The sequence below is a fragment of the Plantibacter sp. T3 genome (genome assembly GCF_902506515.1).
Taxonomy (GTDB): Bacteria; Actinomycetota; Actinomycetes; order Actinomycetales; family Microbacteriaceae; genus Plantibacter; species Plantibacter auratus.
This window is the reverse complement of record NZ_LR733286.1, coordinates 816,493-832,323: the sequence shown is the minus strand read 5'-3', so window position 1 is coordinate 832,323 and position 15,831 is coordinate 816,493. Positions and strand designations below refer to the sequence as shown.

The window sequence follows — 15,831 nt, the reverse complement described above, 5'->3', positions numbered from 1 at the left end:
CGGAACTGGCAGGAAGTGACAGTTCGCGAGCAGGGATGGGAGGGTTGGGACATGGACGGACGACGGTGGTGGGATGTCGCGTTCGGCGCGGGGTGCGTGATCGTCGGTGCGCTCGTGAGCGTCAGCGCGGCCGGGGCACCGGAGCGGGCCGTCGGCGTCTGGATCGTGCTGGCGGCGCTCTGCCTCGTCTACTACACGGTCGGGCGCCGCACCCTCGAGCGTCCGCAGGGCGGGCTTTGGTTCGCGATCACCCTCATCGCCCTCACCGCAGTCGGGACGGCGTTCTCCCCGAACGTCCTGACCCTCCAGTGCCTCGTGTTCCCACTGCTGTGGGTGCTGACGCCGAACACCCGGAACGCGATCATCCTCAACATCGCGAGCGCGGCGGCCCTCGCCGTCGGCTTCATCGTCGGACAAGGTGCCGCCCCGGAGGCGATCCTGCAGGGGCTCGCGATCCAGAGCGTCTCGCTCGTCTTCGCGTTGTCCCTCGGGCTCTGGATCACCCGGATCGCCGAGCTCGGCGACGAGAAGGCACGACTCCTCGTGAGTCTGCAGACCGCTCAGGCGGAATCGGAACGGGCGAGCCGGGAGGCCGGAGCGGCCGCCGAACGCGAACGCATGGCTCGCGACATCCACGACACCATCGCGCAGAGCCTCACGAGTGTGGTGCTGCTCGCGCAACGCGCCCGCTCCGAGGTCGGTGAGACCGTCGCGGGCACGCCGGACGCCTCCCCGCTGGACGGTCGACCGATCACCGCCCTCGACAGCATCGACCTCATCGAGAGCACGGCACGCGACGCCCTGCGCGAGGCGAGATCCCTCGTGGCCACGCTGGCCGCGATGCCGGCCGCCGACACCACCCTCGGTGACAGCCTGCGGCGCCTGGGCGAGCGGTTCAGCCGTGAGACGGGCGTGGTCGTCGAGGTCGACGCCCCGTCAGAACGGTTCGAGCGAGCACCCGAGGTCGTGCTGCTCCGGAGTGCCCAGGAGGGTCTCGCGAACATCCGGAAGCACGCCGCCGCCGACCGCGTCGAGCTGGTACTCACCGTCGACGACGGCTGGGCCGAACTGCGGATCTCCGACGACGGGGTCGGGATCGCGGACCCGGACGGCGCGCTGCTCGGGACCAGTCCGGGCGCGGGCTTCGGGCTGCACGGCATGCACGACCGGGTGACGCTGCTCGGCGGAACGGTGGAACTCACGAGTGCCGCCGGAGCGGGGACGACGGTGCTGGTGCGAGCGCCGGTGACGATCGAGGCGGGCCCTTCGACAGGCTCAGGGACCACGAACGGCCTCTCGGTCGGCAGCCCTTCGACAGGCTCAAGAACCGTGGAGGACGGACGATGACACGGATCAGGATCGTGGTCGCGGACGACCACCCCATCGTGCGATCGGGCATCGTCGCGCTGCTCGGGCGCGCGGACGACCTCGAGGTCGTCGCCGAGGTGGCGGATGGCGCTGCGGCGGTCGCGGCTGCCGAGGAGCACCGGCCCGACCTGGTGCTCATGGACCTGCGCATGCCGGTCCTCGGCGGTGCGGAGGCGACGGCGCGCATCGTGCAGCGCGTGCCAGGCGTCCGGGTGCTCGTGCTGACGACCTACGAGACCGACGACGACATCCTCGGCGCGATCGAGGCCGGAGCCGGCGGCTACCTGTTGAAGGCGGCGCCCGAGCAGGAGATCCTGGCCGGCATCCGTTCGGTGGTCGCCGGTCAGACGGTGCTCGCGCCCACGATCGCGGCGACGCTCGTCGGCCGCATGCAGGGTGGGACCCCAGCCCGCCCGCAGCTCAGCGCTCGCGAGCTCGAGGTCCTGGCGCTCGTCGCCGCCGGCAACAGCAACCGGGCGATCGCGGCGGCACTCTTCATCTCGGAGTCGACGGTGAAGACGCACCTGCTGCACGTCTTCGAGAAGCTCGAGGTGGCCGACCGGACCCGGGCCGTCACCCGTGCGCAGGAGCTGCGGCTGCTCTGAGCCGGCGCACGAGACTGCGGGTCCGTTCAGTCTCCTCGGGGCACAGGACGCCGCACGTGCGTGCGCAGACCCACCACGTCGAGGACGAACTCGCAGAACATCGCGTTCGCCCAGGAGAACCAGGGGCGGGTGAAGGTGTCGGGGTCGTCCTTGTGGAACGACTCGTGCATGACCCCGGTGCCGGCGTCGGTCCGCAGCAGCGTGTCGAGCAGGCGGGCGCGATCCTGCTCGTCCTGCGAGGTGAGGCCCTCGATGGACAGGGCGATCGGCCAGATGTGGTCGTCGGGCGTGTGTGGGCTCCCGATCCCACGGGCGGCGGACCCGACGAAGTAGCTCGGGTCGTCCTCACTGAGCAGGAACCGTCGGGTGGCGAGGTACCGGGCGTCGTCGGGCGCGCACCAGCCGAGGAACGGCAGCGAGAGCAGGCTCGGCACGTTGGCGTCGTCCATCAGGAGCGCGTTGCCGAACCCGTCGACCTCGTAGGCGTAGACGTCGCCGTACTGATCGGTCGTCACGACACCGTGGGCGTCGATCGCGGTCTCGAGCTCGCGTCGGAGCGCACCGGCCTGCGCGGCGAGTGCCTCATCGTCGAGCACATCGACAGCGATCGATTCGACCCCGGTGAGCGTCACCGCGGCGAAGAGGTTGCCGGGAACGTTGTAGCCGTACCGCCCTGCGTCGTCGCTCGGCCGGAACCCCGACCACGAGAGCCCGGTCCACGCCGTCTCCGGCCCGAGTCCGTCGCGGACGAGCGTGTCGGAGATCGGCGCGTCGAACCGCTGGAACCGGTACGGCGAGCGCTCCTCGTGGTGCTGTTCGACCCGCCAGACCTCCATCGCCGCGACGACGGCGGAGCGGTACCGCGCATCCAGGTGGTCGCGGCGCCCCGTCGCCAGCCAGATGTCGTGTGCGAGCTGGAGCGGGTAGCAGAGCGAGTCGATCTCGTACTTGCGTTCCCACACCCAGGGCGACGCGTCGGTGCGGTCGTCGCGGTGGCCGTGCCCGTTCGGTTCGGCGTTGAACGCGTTCGCGTAGGGGTCGAGTGCGATCGCGTCCAGCTGCCGGCGGTTGACGGCGACGAGCAGCTCGGCCAGCTCGGGGTGGTCGGCTGCGAAGTGGAGATAGGGAGCGAGTTGGGCGCTCGAGTCGCGCAACCACATCGCGGGGATGTCGCCGGTGAGCATGAACACGGTGCCGTCCGGCATGGGCGTCATCGTGCTGTGCAGGGTGTCGGCGAAGCAGCGCTCGAACATCTCGGCCACCCGTTCGTCACTGCGCTCCCGCACAGCCGTGGTCACCTCGGTGATGAGTTCGTCGATCCAAGCGGTCATGGGGCTCCTCCGTCTGCGTCGGCGCGGTGATCGGGCGGGTCAGGTCGAGTCAGGTCAGCGCAGGTCGGAACGAAGGGCGTGCCCCTCGTTCCGCTCCACCGTCAGACGTCGCCGCGTGGTTTCGGGGCGTCCGGCTGTTCCGCCGCGTAGGCGGACTGGCCGGTCGCTCCGGGCTCGCCTGCGGGGATCGGGACGAGGTACGCCGCGGTGCCGTAGGCGGTCAGCTGCGTCCACGCACCGCCGATGTCGGTGGTCTCGAGGCGCATCGCGAGGACCGCGTTCGCGCCGCGCTGTTCCGCGTCGGCCACCAGGCGTCGCATGACCTCCTGGCGGGACTCGAACAGCAGCTGGGTCATCCCCGGGACCTCGCCGCCGCCGAGCGCCGAGAAGCCGATCGACATCGAGGAGCCCCAGTCGCGGGCTCGCACGGTGAGCCCGACGACCTCGCCGAGGACGGCGTCGATGCGGTGTCCGGCGACGGTGTCCGTCGTCACGACGATCATGCGGTGGCCGCCGTTCCGGCCAGACGCGACAGTGCCGCGAGCGAGAGCGCTGCGATGCCGGTGTCGAGGGTGGGGTGGATGAGCGGAGCGAACTTCGAGGAGTGGTTGCCGGGGAGGTCTTGTTCCATGCGCCCCGAGGCGTAGGCCGCCGCGAAGGCCTGTGGGTCGGCACCCCCGAGGATCCAGTAGACGATGGGAGCGTCGGCGGCCGTCGCGAGCATGCCGACGTCCTCACTCCCCGTGACGAGACCGGGGTCGACGACGCGGTTGGCACCGAACGCGTCGGCGAACACCGCCGTCACCGCACCGGTCGCCGCGGGATCGTTCACGAGCACCGGGAAGGCCTCGGTGTGTTCGATCACCGGTTCCCGCTCGGCGCCCGATGCTGCGGCCTCGGCACGGATGATGCGCTCCATGGAGCCGACAACGCGGTCGCGCACGTGTGGTTCGTAGCTGCGGATGTTGACGCCGATCTGCGCGGTGTCGGGGATGATGTTGTTCTTGGTGCCGGCGTGCATCGTGCCGACGGTGAGCACCGCGGTGTCGGTTCCGGCGACCTCGCGGGACACGATGCTCTGGAGTCGGACGACCGCCGACGCCGCCATCACGATCGGGTCGATCGTCGACTGCGGGCGGGATCCGTGCCCGCCGCGGCCGTGGAAGGTGACGCGGTAGGCGTCGGTCGCGGCGAACGACGGACCGGCGTGCGTGCCGACGACACCGGCCGGCAGCGGACCGACGTGCTGGCCGAACACGATGTCGGGCTTCGGGACGCGTGCGTAGAGGTCGTCGTCGACCATCGCCTGCGCACCGCCGCCGGCCTCCTCGGCCGGCTGGAACAGGACGACGAGTGTCCCGGACCAGGTGTCGCGCCGTGCGGCGAGCAGTTCGGCGGCACCCAGCAGACAGGTGACGTGGACGTCGTGGCCGCAGGCGTGCATGACCGGGACGTCGTTGCCCTCCGGGTCGACCCCGCGCGCGACGCTCGCGTAGTCGAGGCCCGTCTCCTCCAGGACGGGCAGGCCGTCCATGTCGGCCCGCAGGAGGACCGTCGGTCCCTCGCCGTTCTCCAGTACGCCGACGACACCGGTGCCGCCGATCCCCGTCGCGACCCCGTACCCGAGGCCCGTGATGCGATCCGCGACCAGGGCGGCCGTCCGGTGCTCCGCGAAGGAGAGCTCCGGATTGGCGTGCAGATCCTGGTACACCGGTGCGAGCGACACGGCGAGCGACGCCGCCTCCTGCTGGACGAGTGCTGCGGTGGCGATGGGCTGGTCGGTCATGGGTCTCCTTCGAGCGTCTCCTCCACCCTACGGGGCGGGTCAGCCGCACGGCAGGGGCTGTCGAAACCCCGGCGAGGACTCAGAGCTGTGGAGCGGGGACCCGTGCCGTCGTCGCTCCAGGGTGGAAGCGGACGCTGAACTGCTCGCTCTCCGGATCGCGGCCGTCGAGCATGGCGACGATCGCGCGGCCGGCGGCCGACCCCTTCTCGCGGGAGGGCTGCCACACCGTCGTGAGGTCGTAGTCGAGCCCCTCGACGCGGATGCCGTCGAACCCGACCACGCTGAGCTCCGCGGGGACGGAGATGCCGAGTTCCTCGGCTGCGCGGATGACGCCGGCGGCCAGGAGGTCGCTCTGTGCAGCGATCGCCGTCGGCCGTTCACCCGCCCGAACGTCGAGGATGGCGTGTCCGGCGACCCGCCCCTCCTCGAGCGATGACCCCGTGGTGACGAACCCCTGCGCGTCGGGGAAGACGTCGCGGAGGCCCTGCAAGCGTTCGATCGCCGGGACCGTCGTGGCGGATCGCTCCCACTCGGGCGTGAGCGGGCCGCGGCGTTCGGTCGGGTCGAGGTTGAGGGTGACGACGGCGACACGCTCGTGGCCGAGATCTGCGAGGTGTCGCGCCTCCTCACGCACGCCGCCGCGGTTGTCGACGGCGATGTCGGGGACGCCGAGGGCTGCGAGTCCCTCGATCGAGACGATCGGCATCCCCCGTCGGCTGAGGATCGCGACCGAGCTGTCGAGGTTCGGGCTGCAGCCGATGAGGACGACGCCGTCCATCGGTGCGTTGCTCAACTGCAGCGTGCCCTCCTGCGCGTCGTTCAGGAGCAGCAGACCGGCACCGACCGCGCCGAGTTCGTCGGCGAGTCCGTCGAGGGTCTGGATCATCACCGGGTCGCGGAAGGAGTGCCCGATCCGGCCGGCGACGACGGCTCCGACGATGCCGCTGCGTCCCTGGCGGAGGGAACGGGCCCGGGGGTCGGGGCCGGCATAGTCGAGGTCGGCCGCAGCCTGCAGCACCCGCTGCTTGGTCGCTTCGGAGACGGGTCCGGCGCCGCTGAACGCGAGCGAGGCGGTCGACGGCGACACCCCCGCGCGCTCGGCGACATCGGCGAGCGTCGGTCGCGAGGGGCGTGATTCCTGGTCCACGATCTGCTAGCTTAGTCGACGGAATCGAATCGATTCGATTCTCGTCAGATCCACCCAGATGCACGGGCCTCACCACCCCGCTCCACCGAGCGCCCAGGCGCACCAGCACCGATCCCGAGGACCCTGTGTCAGAGTCGACCAACCCGCCGACCGCACCCGTCGCCCTGCGCCCACGCCGCGAGCTCCTCGCCTGGCGCAACGCGATCTTCGTGATCTTCGCCCTGAGCGGCCTCAGCATCGCGACCTGGGTGGCCCGCCTCCCAGCCATCCGCGACAACCTCGACCTCACCACCGGCACGGTCGGACTCCTCATCCTCGGCATGTCGATCGGGTCGATCCTCGGCCTCATCGCCTCGCAGCACATCCTCGGACGGCTCGGCCCGCGGCACGGGATGCAACTGACGCTCGGGCTCATCGCCGTCGGGCTGCTCCTCATCGGGATCGGCGCGAGCCTCGTCCCAACTGCCGACATCGTGCTCGTCGGCCTGATCATCTTCGGCTTCGGCAACGGCGCGCTCGACGTCATGATGAACGTCGAGGGAGCCGCCGCGGAGCAGGAACTGGGCAAGACGGTCATGCCGTTCATGCACGCGTGCTTCAGCTTCGGCACGGTCGCGGGCGCCGGACTGGGGGCGCTCGCCTCCGCCGCCGGCCTCGAGGTGTTCTGGCACGCGCTCATCATGGCCGTCACCATCGCGATCGCCGCCGTCATCGTCGTCCGGTTCGTGCCGACCGAGCAGGCCGTCGTGGACGGGCTCGACGAGGCCCCGAAGGCGCCGTGGCGGGAGCGGCTGCGCGAGAGCCTGTCGGTCTGGGCGGACGGCCGGCTCATCCTCATCGGCGTCATCATGCTCGGCATGGCCTTCGCCGAGGGCAGCGCCAACGACTGGCTCGCACTCGCCGTGGTCGACGGCCACGAGCAGAGCAACACGACCGGCGCGCTCGTCTACGGCGTGTTCGTCACCGCGATGACCGTCGGTCGCATCGTCGGCGGGCCGCTCATCGACCGCTTCGGCCGGGTGCCGGTGCTGCAGGTGTCGGCCGCCGCGGCGATCGCCGGACTCGTCCTGTTCATCCTCACGCCGGTCACCGGCCTCATGGTCCTCGGCACCGTGCTGTGGGGACTCGGCGCCTCGCTCGGGTTCCCGGTGGGCATGTCCGCCGCGGCCGACGACTCCAAGCGTGCTGCGGCACGGGTGAGCGCCGTCGCGATGATCGGCTACTGCGCGTTCCTCGTCGGTCCGCCGCTCATCGGCATCCTCGGCGACGCCATCGGCCTGCTGAACGCCCTGTTCGTCGTGCTCGTACTCATCGTGTTCGCCGGCCTGGCGTCGCCGGCCGCCCGCGAGAGCAGCCGCCGCAAGCGCTGACCGCAGTTCGTTCGCCCATGTTCGGGCGATTCAGCGTTCCGTCTCCCGAACATGGGCGAATGAACGCGCGACGGTGTCGCGGTAGGCTCGTCGTCGTGCGTTTGGTGATTGCGGAGTGCTCGGTCGACTATGCCGGACGATTGTCGGCTCACTTGCCGCTCGCCAAGCGGCTGCTCATGGTGAAGAACGACGGCAGCCTGCTCGTCCACTCCGACGGCGGCTCCTACAAGCCGCTCAACTGGATGAGCCCGCCCTGCGTGCTCACGACGGTCGAGCCCGACGAGACGCAGGCCGCGGCCGGGATCACCGAGCTGTGGAAGGTCACGCACAAGAAGACCGGTGACGCCCTCATCGTGTCGATCCACGAGGTCCACCACGACAGCGCGCACGAGCTCGGCGTCGACCCGGGGCTCCAGAAGGACGGCGTCGAGGCGCACCTGCAGAAGCTCCTCGCCGAGCAGATCGAACTCCTTGGCGACGGATACCGGCTCATCCGCCGCGAGTACATGACCGCGATCGGTCCGGTCGACATCCTCGCCACCGACGCGACCGGGGCGTCCGTCGCGGTCGAGTTGAAGCGCCGCGGCGACATCGACGGCGTCGAGCAGCTCACCCGCTACCTCGAACTGATGAACCGCGACCCGCTCCTCGCCCCCGTGCAGGGCGTGTTCGCCGCTCAGGAGATCAAGCCGCAGGCGCGCACCCTCGCCCAGGACCGCGGGATCCGCTGCGTCGTCCTCGACTACGACGCGATGCGCGGCCTCGACGACAGCGACTCCCGCCTCTTCTGACGTCGACTGAGTCCCTTTCTCAGGAGTCCTCCGGCGCGCCGGCTTCACCAGGCACCGACACGCCCGGACACTCCTGAGAAAGGCACCATCTACCGCTCAGTGACCTTTCTCAGGAGTCCTGCGGCGCGCCGGCTTCACCAGGCACCGACACGCCCGGACACTCCTGAGAAAGGCACTGGACCGACGGTCACGACTCGGACTAGACGAACAGCCAGATGAGGGCGACCATCCCGAAGCCGACGACCGAGAGGATCGTCTCGAGCACGGTCCAGGTCGCGAGCGTCTGCTTCACCGACATGTTGAAGTACTTCGCGATGATCCAGAACCCACCGTCGTTGACGTGCGAGAGCGTGATCGAACCCGCCGCGATCGCGATGCCGATGAGCGCCAGCTGCGGCTGCGAGTAGTCACCCGCGAGCACGACCGGCTGCAGGATCCCCGCCGTGATCACGATCGCCGCGGTCGCCGAGCCCTGCGCGATGCGGAGGCCGGAGCTGATCAGGTACGCCGACACGATGATCGGCAGGCCGAGCGAACCGAGCACCTCGGCCAACGCCGCACCCACACCCGTCGCTGAGATGACCGCGCCGAAGAACGCACCTGCACCGACGACGAGCAGGATCATGCCGATCGGCCGGAGCGACTGACCGGAGAGCTCGCCCAGCTCGGCGAGCGTCATGCCGCGCCGCACCCCGAGCACGTAGTACGCGAGGCAGACGGCGATCGTGAGCGCGACCGCGGGGTTGCCGACGAGCGTCAACGCTTCGAGGACCGGGCCGTTCGGGAGGGCGAGGGCACCGAAGGTGGCGGCGAGGATGAGCAGGATCGGCGTGATGATGATGAGACCGACGCTCCAGAGCGAGACGTCCTTGCGCTCGGGGGCGTCGTCCTCGGGCTCCAGCACGTACTCCTCGGGAACCGAGACCATGACGCGCTTCCCGATCCAGAGCGGCCAGGCGATGCCCGACGCGATGAAGGCGGGGATGCCGCAGAGGAAGCCCATGAGGATGAGCCAGCCGAGCCCGACCTCGAAGGTGCCGGCGAGCGCCGTCGGTCCCGGGTGCGGCGGTAGGAACGCGTGCGTCATCGAGAGGCCGGCGAGCATCGGGAGCGCGTAGAGCACGAGCGACTTCCCGCCGCGACGCGCGGTGATGTAGACGAGGGGCGCGAGGACGAAGATGCCGACGTCGAAGAACACGGGGATGCCGAAGATGAGACCGGTGAGCCCCATCGCGATCGGAGCGCCGCGTTCCCCGAAGCGACCGAGGAGCTTCCGGATGAGGACGTCCGCACCGCCGGAGCGCTCGAGGATCGCGCCGAGCACGGTGCCGAGACCGATGATGATCGTGATGTGCCCGAGGATCCCGCCGAAGCCGGTTTCGAGGAGCGACGCCCCCGGCTTGATCTGCTCGTCGTCGAAGGGGTCCGGCACGGCCACGCCGACGATCTGGTAGATGCTCGTCCCGGTCGCGAGGGCGAGACCGATGCCGACGATGAAGAGCGAGATGAACGGTTCGAGCTTCACCCGGATGATGAGGAACAGCAGCACCGCGATGGCGACCGCGCACAGGATGAGCAGGCCGGGGGTGGTCTGCTGCAGCCATCCGATGGGATCGCTCGGGGCTGGTGCGGCGGCGGCTACGACGCTGCGCGCGAGGGCGGTGATGGGCATGGGAGGACCTTCTGTGTCTGTGGGCGCGGGGAGGGACGAGGGAGCGGTCAGGCCGGGCTGCGGCGGATCGAGCGACCGGGGACGGCGTGGGTGCGTCGACCGTCGGCGATGACGGCGGCCCCGTTCACGAAGACCCACGGGATGCCGGCGGCCTGCTGGCGGGGTTCGGCGAACGTCGCGCGGTCGGCGATGGTCGCGGGGTCGAACAGGACGAGGTCGGCGACGGCTCCGACGCGGAGCACGCCGCGGTCGCTGAGACCGAGACGCGCGGCCGGACGCGAGGTGAGGTGGGCGACGGCGTCTTCCAGCCCGAGCACACCCTCCTCGCGGACGTAGTGGCCGAGGTAGCGCGGGAAGGTGCCCCAGGCACGCGGGTGTGGCTTTGCGCCGACGAGGATCCCGTCGCTGCCGCCCGTGTGGGCCGGGTGCACCATCATCGTGCGCACGTTGGCCTCGTCGCCGACGTGCTGGAGGATGCCGGTCGCGAGCCGGTCGGCTTCGAGCAGCGCGAAGAACAGGGCCGTCGGGTCGCCCGACCACGCGTGTCCCGCGTCCTCGGCGGCGATGTCGGCGACGGTCCGCCCGACGAAGCCGGCGAGCTCGGGGTTCGCGACGCCGGAGATCTCGATCGTGGCCCAGTCGGTGACGACACCGTGACAACCGTCCGTGCCGAGCACCTCGAGCTCGTATCGGATCCGCGCACGGACGTCGTCGTCACCCAGGCGCTCGATCGTCGCGTCTGGCCCGCCGACCGCCGCCCAGCTCGGCAGCAACGCCGACAGGGTCGTCGAACCTGGCAGATAGGGATAGGTGTCGAGCGTGATGTCGACCCCGTCGGCGATGGCGGCGTCGATGAGCGCCACGAGTTCGGCGGCCCGGCCGGCGTTGACGCCGAAGTTCATCGTCGCGTGCGTGAGGTGCAGCGCGCACCCGGAACGACGACTGATGTCGATCATCTCCGCGTACGCCTCGAGCGCGCCCTTGCCGTACGAACGTTGGTGCGGAGCGTAGAAGCCGCCGTGCTCCGCGACGGTGCGGCACAGCGCGACGAGCTCCTCGGTGTCGGCGAACATGCCGGGCACGTAGGTGAGGCCGGAGGACATGCCGACGGCCCCCTCCCGCAGACCCGCCGCGACGAGCTCCTGCATGCGAGCGATCTCGTCAGCGGTCGCAGCCCGGTTCTCGGTGCCGACCACGAGCATCCGCACGGAGCCCTGCGGCACGAGGTAGGCGACGTTCAGCGCGGCTCCGCGGTCGACCCGGTCGAGGTACTCGCCGACGGTCCGCCACGCGAAGTCGACGTCGCCGGGTTGCCCGTTCCAGCCGGCGATCTGCTGCCGGACGATGGCCATGGTGCGGTCGTCCGTCGGGGCGTAGGAGAGCCCGTCCTGTCCGAGGACCTCCGTGGTGACGCCCTGCGAGACCTTGGCGAGGTGCTCGTGGTCGCGGAGGACGGCGAGGTCGGAGTGGGCGTGCATGTCGATGAAGCCAGGTGAGGCGACGAGACCCTCGGCGTCGATGATCAGGGCGTCGGCGGGCGCGTCGGCCTCGGCGGACGCCCCGATCGCGATGATGCGGCCCCGGCCGATGAGCAGCGACCCGTGCACGCTCGGTCCGCCGGTGCCGTCGACGATGCGAGCGCCGCGGATGACCACCGCGCGCGCATCGTCCGTCGGTCGCGACGTCACGGCAGGAGGGCCGCCGTGGTGAAGGCGGTCGCGCGCTCGGTGATCCCGGCCCAGTCCGCCGCGGCGACGTCGGCCGCACCGACCACACTCGACCCCGCGGTCACCGCGGCTGCGCCGGCCTGGATGTACTCCCGGGCGTTGCCGGCGTGCAGTCCGCCCGAGGGCACGAGCCGGAGACCCGGGAACGGGCCCTTGAGGTCCTTGAGGAAGCCGGGCCCCATGGCGGCGGCCGGGAAGATCTTCACCGCGTGGGAACCGAGCGACGCGGCGCGCATGACCTCGCTCGGCGTCATCGCACCGAGCAGGAACGGGATGCCGGCGGCGGTGGCGACCTCGGCCACCTCCTCGCTCAGACCGGGCGTGACCAGGAACTGCGCACCGCTGTCGACGGCGCGCTGCGCGGTGTCGCGGTCCACGACCGTCCCCGCGCCGATCACGGCCCCGTGGTCGCCGATCGCGTCGGCCGCGGCGCGGATGAGCGCTTCGACGCCCGGCGTGGTGAAGGTGAACTCCACACTGCGGATCCCGCCCGCGGCGAGCGCCCGGCAGAGTTCGACCGGGTCGGGGATGACGGGTACGCGGACGACGGCGATGGCGCGGTCGGCGTACAGGGCGTCGAGGGTGTGCGGCGTGGAGGGAGGGGTCTCGAGCGTCATGCGGGCTCCTGTTCGGTTCGGCTCAGCCGAAGGTGGTGGTGACGGCGTCGACGGCGCTCGGTTCGGCGAGACGGACGTCGTCGATGACCACGAGGGCACGCCACTTGTCGAAGGTGGTGCACGGGTGGGAGAGGCCCAGGCGGATGACGTCGCCGACCTCGACGTCGCTGCCGGGCGGCAGGGAGACGAAGGTGTGCTGGTCGTTCATGGCCGTGGTCGTCGCGCCCGGGAGCGGTTCGACGGTGGCGGACCCGGCGCGACGGACGCCCTGCACCTCGGGGAGCCCCTCGTCGAACGGGAAGTCGCGCTTCCCGCCGTCGACGAGCGCGAGGCCGGGCTCGGGGCGGGAGACGATCGTCGCCCAGCCGTGGATCGCGGAGCGGAAGTCGCCGGTGCCCTCGTGGCGGCCGAGCGGGGTGATGCCGCGGTAGAAGCCGTCGTCGTGGGTGACGTATGCGCCGGAGCGCAGCAGCACGTCGACGGCGCGTCCGTGAGCACCGTCGAGGTCGCGCAGTCCGGCGAGGACCTCGGCGACCACGTCGAAGTAGGCGCTGCCCCCGGCGGTCACGATGAGCGTCCGGACACGTTCGTCGTACCGGCCGCCTGCGAGGAGCGCGTCATGGAGAGTGGCGAGCGACTCCAGGTAGTCGCGGACGATCTGCAGCGAACCGTCGTCGCCGTGGTGCGCGAGGGCCCCCTCGTAGCCGCTGACGCCGGCGAGCGCGAGCTCGGGCGAGGCGACGACGGCCTCGGCGATCTCGAGCGCGGTGGCCTGGTCCCGGGCTCCGGTGCGGCCACCCGGCGCACCGAGTTCCACGAGCACGTGGAGGGGGCGACGGGGTGGCTGCTCGGCGAGCACGCGCGACATGATCTGCACGGCTCGGACGGAGTCGGCCCACACGACGATCTCGGCGTCCCCGCTGTCGAGGGACCGTCCGACGGCGCGCAGGTGTTCGGGCTGCACGAGGGCGTTGGCCAACATCACGCGGGGGATCGACCAGTCGAGCGCGACGGAGAGCTGCCACGGGGTCGCGACGGTGATGCCCCAGGCACCCGCGTCGAGCTGACGCTGCCACAGGGCTCGGTTCATCGTCGTCTTGCCGTGCGGTGCGAGGCCCACCCCTGCATGGTCGCACCACTGCCGCATGGTCTCGACGTTGTCGGTGACCGCCGAGCGGTCGAGCGTGACGAGCGGCGTCGTGAAGTCGGCGAGCGCCGGTCGACCGGCGAGGAACGTGGCGGCGTCGGTCCCGACGGACGCCGGCGGGAAGCCCTTGAGGCTGCCGTCGAGCACACCCAGCGCGCCGGCATCGAAGTCGTCCGTCATCGTCTCCTCGTTTCGCGATCGAGCGCTGCACCCGCCGACGTCGTGAGCGCCTAGCGTTGCGCATCTTGCAACGTACATTGCATCCAGCGCTACGTCTGTTCTAGCATTGCGTCCACAGGCCGTCAACCGGACCCGGCCGAGACGCGAGGGGAACCGTGATGATGATGTCACCGTCCACCGTGAGCACGATCGGCGAAGCGATGGTCGTCCTCCTGCCCGAGAACCAGCTCCCGGTCGCCGAAGCCCGCGAATACCGGACGGGCGTCGGGGGCGCCGAGTTCAACGTCGCCTCGAGCCTCGCGCGCCTGGGCGTCCCCACCCACTGGATCTCGCGCCTCGGCGATGACGGGTTCGGCGACTACATCCTCGAGACGGCCCGGCACGACGGCGTCCTCACCGACGCCGTCGAACGCGACGACCACCGGCCCACCGGCCTCTACGTCAAGGAGACGGTCGTGAGCGCCGACGGCGACCGTCGGCCGCGGATGCACTACTACCGCAGCGAGTCCGCAGCGTCGCAGCTCGGCGCCGACACCCTGCGGCACGAGGCGACCCGGGCGGCCATCACCGCCTCCGCCATCGTGCACACCTCCGGCATCACCCCGGCGCTCTCCGACTCGACGGCGCTGCTCGTCGGCGAGCTGGGCGACGCGCTCCCCCGCGACACCGTCCTGAGCGTCGACCTCAACTTCCGGCCGCGCCTCTGGGAGCGTCGCTCGACCGCCCCGCTGCACCGCCTGCTCGACCAGGCGTCCGTCCTGTTCCTCGGCGTCGACGAAGCGGAGCTGTTCTTCGGCCACACGGACGCCGCCCGCCTCTTCGCCGAGCTGCCGACCCTGCAGCGCATCGTGCTCAAGGACGAGGAGAACGCAGCGACCACCCTCCACCGTGACTCCGAGGCGGGCATCGAGGTGCGGTCGTTGTCGGTCGACGTCGTCGAGACCGTCGGTGCGGGCGACGCGTTCGCAGCCGGCTACCTCGCCGGGCTGGCCTCGGGTCGCTCCGACACCGCCTGCACGCGGCTCGGCCACGCGGTCGCGGCGTCGACGCTCATCTGCCACGGCGACCGCCCCGAGCTCGTGCCCGACGCGCAGGGCGTGGACACCATCGTCGAGGCGTCCGATGAGGAATGGGCGTCGTGGCGGATCACCGCGGACCACCCGCTGCCGTGGACCACGGTCGGCGCGCACGGGATGATCGACGCATGAGTCAATCGCTGTCCCGGGCCCTCGACCTCCTCCGCGAGATCGTCTCGGGCACCAACTCCCTCGACGCGCTCGCGGCGACGGCCGGCGTGCACAAGACCACGGTGCTGCGCCTGCTCAACACGCTCGAGGAGCACGGCTTCGTCACGCGCGACGCGTCGTTCCGGTACCACCTCGGGCGGGCGATGTTCGAGCTGACCCAGACCGCGCTCGACGAGCAGGACGTCCGCGGCGTCGCCGCTCCGCACATCCGGGCGCTCGGGGCGGCCACGGGCCAGACGGTGCACCTCGCCGCCTACGAGAGCGGTTCCGTCTTCTACATCGACAAGGTCGAGTCCCGTCAGCCCCTCCGCATGTACTCGCGTGTCGGCCTGCCCGCCTCCCTGTACGCGACCGGGGTCGCGAAGGTCCTCCTGGGTGGACTCGACGAGGCGGAGCGTCGACGCGTCGTCACCGGCATCGTCTTCGAGCGGTACACCGACAAGACCATCACCGACGCCGACGCCCTGCTCGCCGAGATCGAGCGTTCGACCGAACGCGGATGGGCCGAGGACCACGAGGAGCACGAGAGCTTCATGAACTGCGTGGCCGCGCCGGTCTTCGGGCCCGACGGCCGGGTCACCGCGGCGGTGTCGATCTCGGTCCCGACGATGGTGCTCCCCCACAGCGGCGTCCGCGCCCTCCTGCCGCAGCTCCTCGCCACCACGACCGCGATCTCCGCCGAACTCGGCTACGCACCGCCGGCGCCCGCCGAGGCCCCCGCGACCGCCTGACCTCCCGCCGCTCCCATCCCTGAGCCCCACCATCCGGTCCCTGAGCTTGTCGAAGGGCCACCTACCCCGTCCCTGACCACCCACCCCGGTCCCTGAGCTTGTCGAAGGGCCA

The 15,831-nt window shown here is 70.9% G+C and carries 14 protein-coding genes; 6 read left to right on the top strand and 8 right to left on the bottom strand.

The features are described 5' to 3' along the window. The first annotated feature begins 51 nt into the window (after nt 1-51). Both GV015_RS04075 and GV015_RS04070 read left to right on the top strand, forming a co-directional pair. Nucleotides 52-1,347 carry a sensor histidine kinase gene (locus GV015_RS04075; protein ID WP_159876751.1) on the top strand — a complete coding sequence of 432 codons (1,296 nt, stop codon included), beginning with the start codon at nt 52-54 and terminating at the stop codon, nt 1,345-1,347. Continuing rightward, complete coding sequence (locus tag GV015_RS04070; protein ID WP_079704466.1) at nt 1,344-1,973, top strand: response regulator transcription factor; 630 nt, start codon at nt 1,344-1,346, stop codon at nt 1,971-1,973. The genes GV015_RS04075 and GV015_RS04070 overlap by 4 nt, the downstream gene beginning before the upstream one ends. 26 nt (nt 1,974-1,999) lie before the next feature. Here the strand turns inward: GV015_RS04070 and GV015_RS04065 are convergent, their stop codons facing one another. The 4 genes from GV015_RS04065 to GV015_RS04050 all read right to left on the bottom strand — a co-directional run bounded on the left by GV015_RS04065 (nt 2,000) and on the right by GV015_RS04050 (nt 6,237). Beyond that, the gene (locus GV015_RS04065; protein WP_159876749.1) at nt 2,000-3,304 is read right to left on the bottom strand and encodes a glycoside hydrolase family 125 protein; all 1,305 of its coding nucleotides are present in this window, start codon (nt 3,302-3,304) and stop codon (nt 2,000-2,002) included. Nucleotides 3,305-3,405: 101 nt separating this feature from the next. Then, nucleotides 3,406-3,807, bottom strand: a complete 402-nt coding sequence (locus GV015_RS04060; protein ID WP_079704464.1) for a YbjQ family protein — start codon at nt 3,805-3,807, stop codon at nt 3,406-3,408. After that, nucleotides 3,804-5,090 (bottom strand): amidohydrolase, encoded by a 1,287-nt coding sequence (locus tag GV015_RS04055; protein WP_079704463.1) that lies wholly within the window; start codon nt 5,088-5,090, stop codon nt 3,804-3,806. Before GV015_RS04055 ends, GV015_RS04060 begins: the two co-directional genes overlap by 4 nt. A 79-nt stretch (nt 5,091-5,169) precedes the next feature. After that, the gene (locus tag GV015_RS04050) at nt 5,170-6,237 is read right to left on the bottom strand and encodes a LacI family DNA-binding transcriptional regulator (protein ID WP_236555324.1); all 1,068 of its coding nucleotides are present in this window, start codon (nt 6,235-6,237) and stop codon (nt 5,170-5,172) included. 125 nt (nt 6,238-6,362) lie between these two features. On the opposite strand from GV015_RS04050, the gene GV015_RS04045 reads away from it, so the two are divergent. Together GV015_RS04045 and nucS are read left to right on the top strand one after the other, a co-directional pair. Continuing rightward, on the top strand, nt 6,363-7,607 hold the full coding sequence (locus GV015_RS04045; protein ID WP_236555323.1) for an MFS transporter: 1,245 nt from the start codon (nt 6,363-6,365) through the stop codon (nt 7,605-7,607). Between the two features lie 95 nt (nt 7,608-7,702). Next, the gene (gene nucS, locus GV015_RS04040; RefSeq protein ID WP_064294112.1) at nt 7,703-8,398 is read left to right on the top strand and encodes an endonuclease NucS; all 696 of its coding nucleotides are present in this window, start codon (nt 7,703-7,705) and stop codon (nt 8,396-8,398) included. Nucleotides 8,399-8,597: 199 nt separating this feature from the next. On the opposite strand, the gene GV015_RS04035 is transcribed toward nucS, so the two are convergent. Genes GV015_RS04035 through GV015_RS04020 form a run of 4 tightly spaced genes read right to left on the bottom strand, consistent with a single transcriptional unit; the run spans nt 8,598 to nt 13,741 of the window. Further along, nucleotides 8,598-10,070 carry a GntP family permease gene (locus tag GV015_RS04035; RefSeq protein WP_159876747.1) on the bottom strand — a complete coding sequence of 491 codons (1,473 nt, stop codon included), beginning with the start codon at nt 10,068-10,070 and terminating at the stop codon, nt 8,598-8,600. Nucleotides 10,071-10,117: 47 nt separating this feature from the next. Next, nucleotides 10,118-11,758, bottom strand: a complete 1,641-nt coding sequence (locus tag GV015_RS04030; RefSeq protein ID WP_236555322.1) for an amidohydrolase family protein — start codon at nt 11,756-11,758, stop codon at nt 10,118-10,120. Further along, the gene (locus GV015_RS04025; protein ID WP_159876745.1) at nt 11,755-12,414 is read right to left on the bottom strand and encodes a bifunctional 4-hydroxy-2-oxoglutarate aldolase/2-dehydro-3-deoxy-phosphogluconate aldolase; all 660 of its coding nucleotides are present in this window, start codon (nt 12,412-12,414) and stop codon (nt 11,755-11,757) included. The genes GV015_RS04030 and GV015_RS04025 overlap by 4 nt, the downstream gene beginning before the upstream one ends. A gap of 22 nt (nt 12,415-12,436) precedes the next feature. Then, a complete protein-coding gene (locus tag GV015_RS04020) occupies nt 12,437-13,741 on the bottom strand; it encodes an amino acid deaminase (protein ID WP_159876743.1) in 1,305 nt (434 codons plus the stop codon). Between the two features lie 164 nt (nt 13,742-13,905). On the opposite strand from GV015_RS04020, the gene GV015_RS04015 reads away from it, so the two are divergent. Both GV015_RS04015 and GV015_RS04010 read left to right on the top strand, forming a co-directional pair. Then, a complete protein-coding gene (locus GV015_RS04015; protein ID WP_236555321.1) occupies nt 13,906-14,949 on the top strand; it encodes a sugar kinase in 1,044 nt (347 codons plus the stop codon). After that, nucleotides 14,946-15,719: an IclR family transcriptional regulator gene (locus GV015_RS04010; protein WP_159876741.1), complete on the top strand. Its 774-nt coding sequence runs from the start codon at nt 14,946-14,948 to the stop codon at nt 15,717-15,719. The genes GV015_RS04015 and GV015_RS04010 overlap by 4 nt, the downstream gene beginning before the upstream one ends. Nucleotides 15,720-15,831 lie beyond the last annotated feature (112 nt).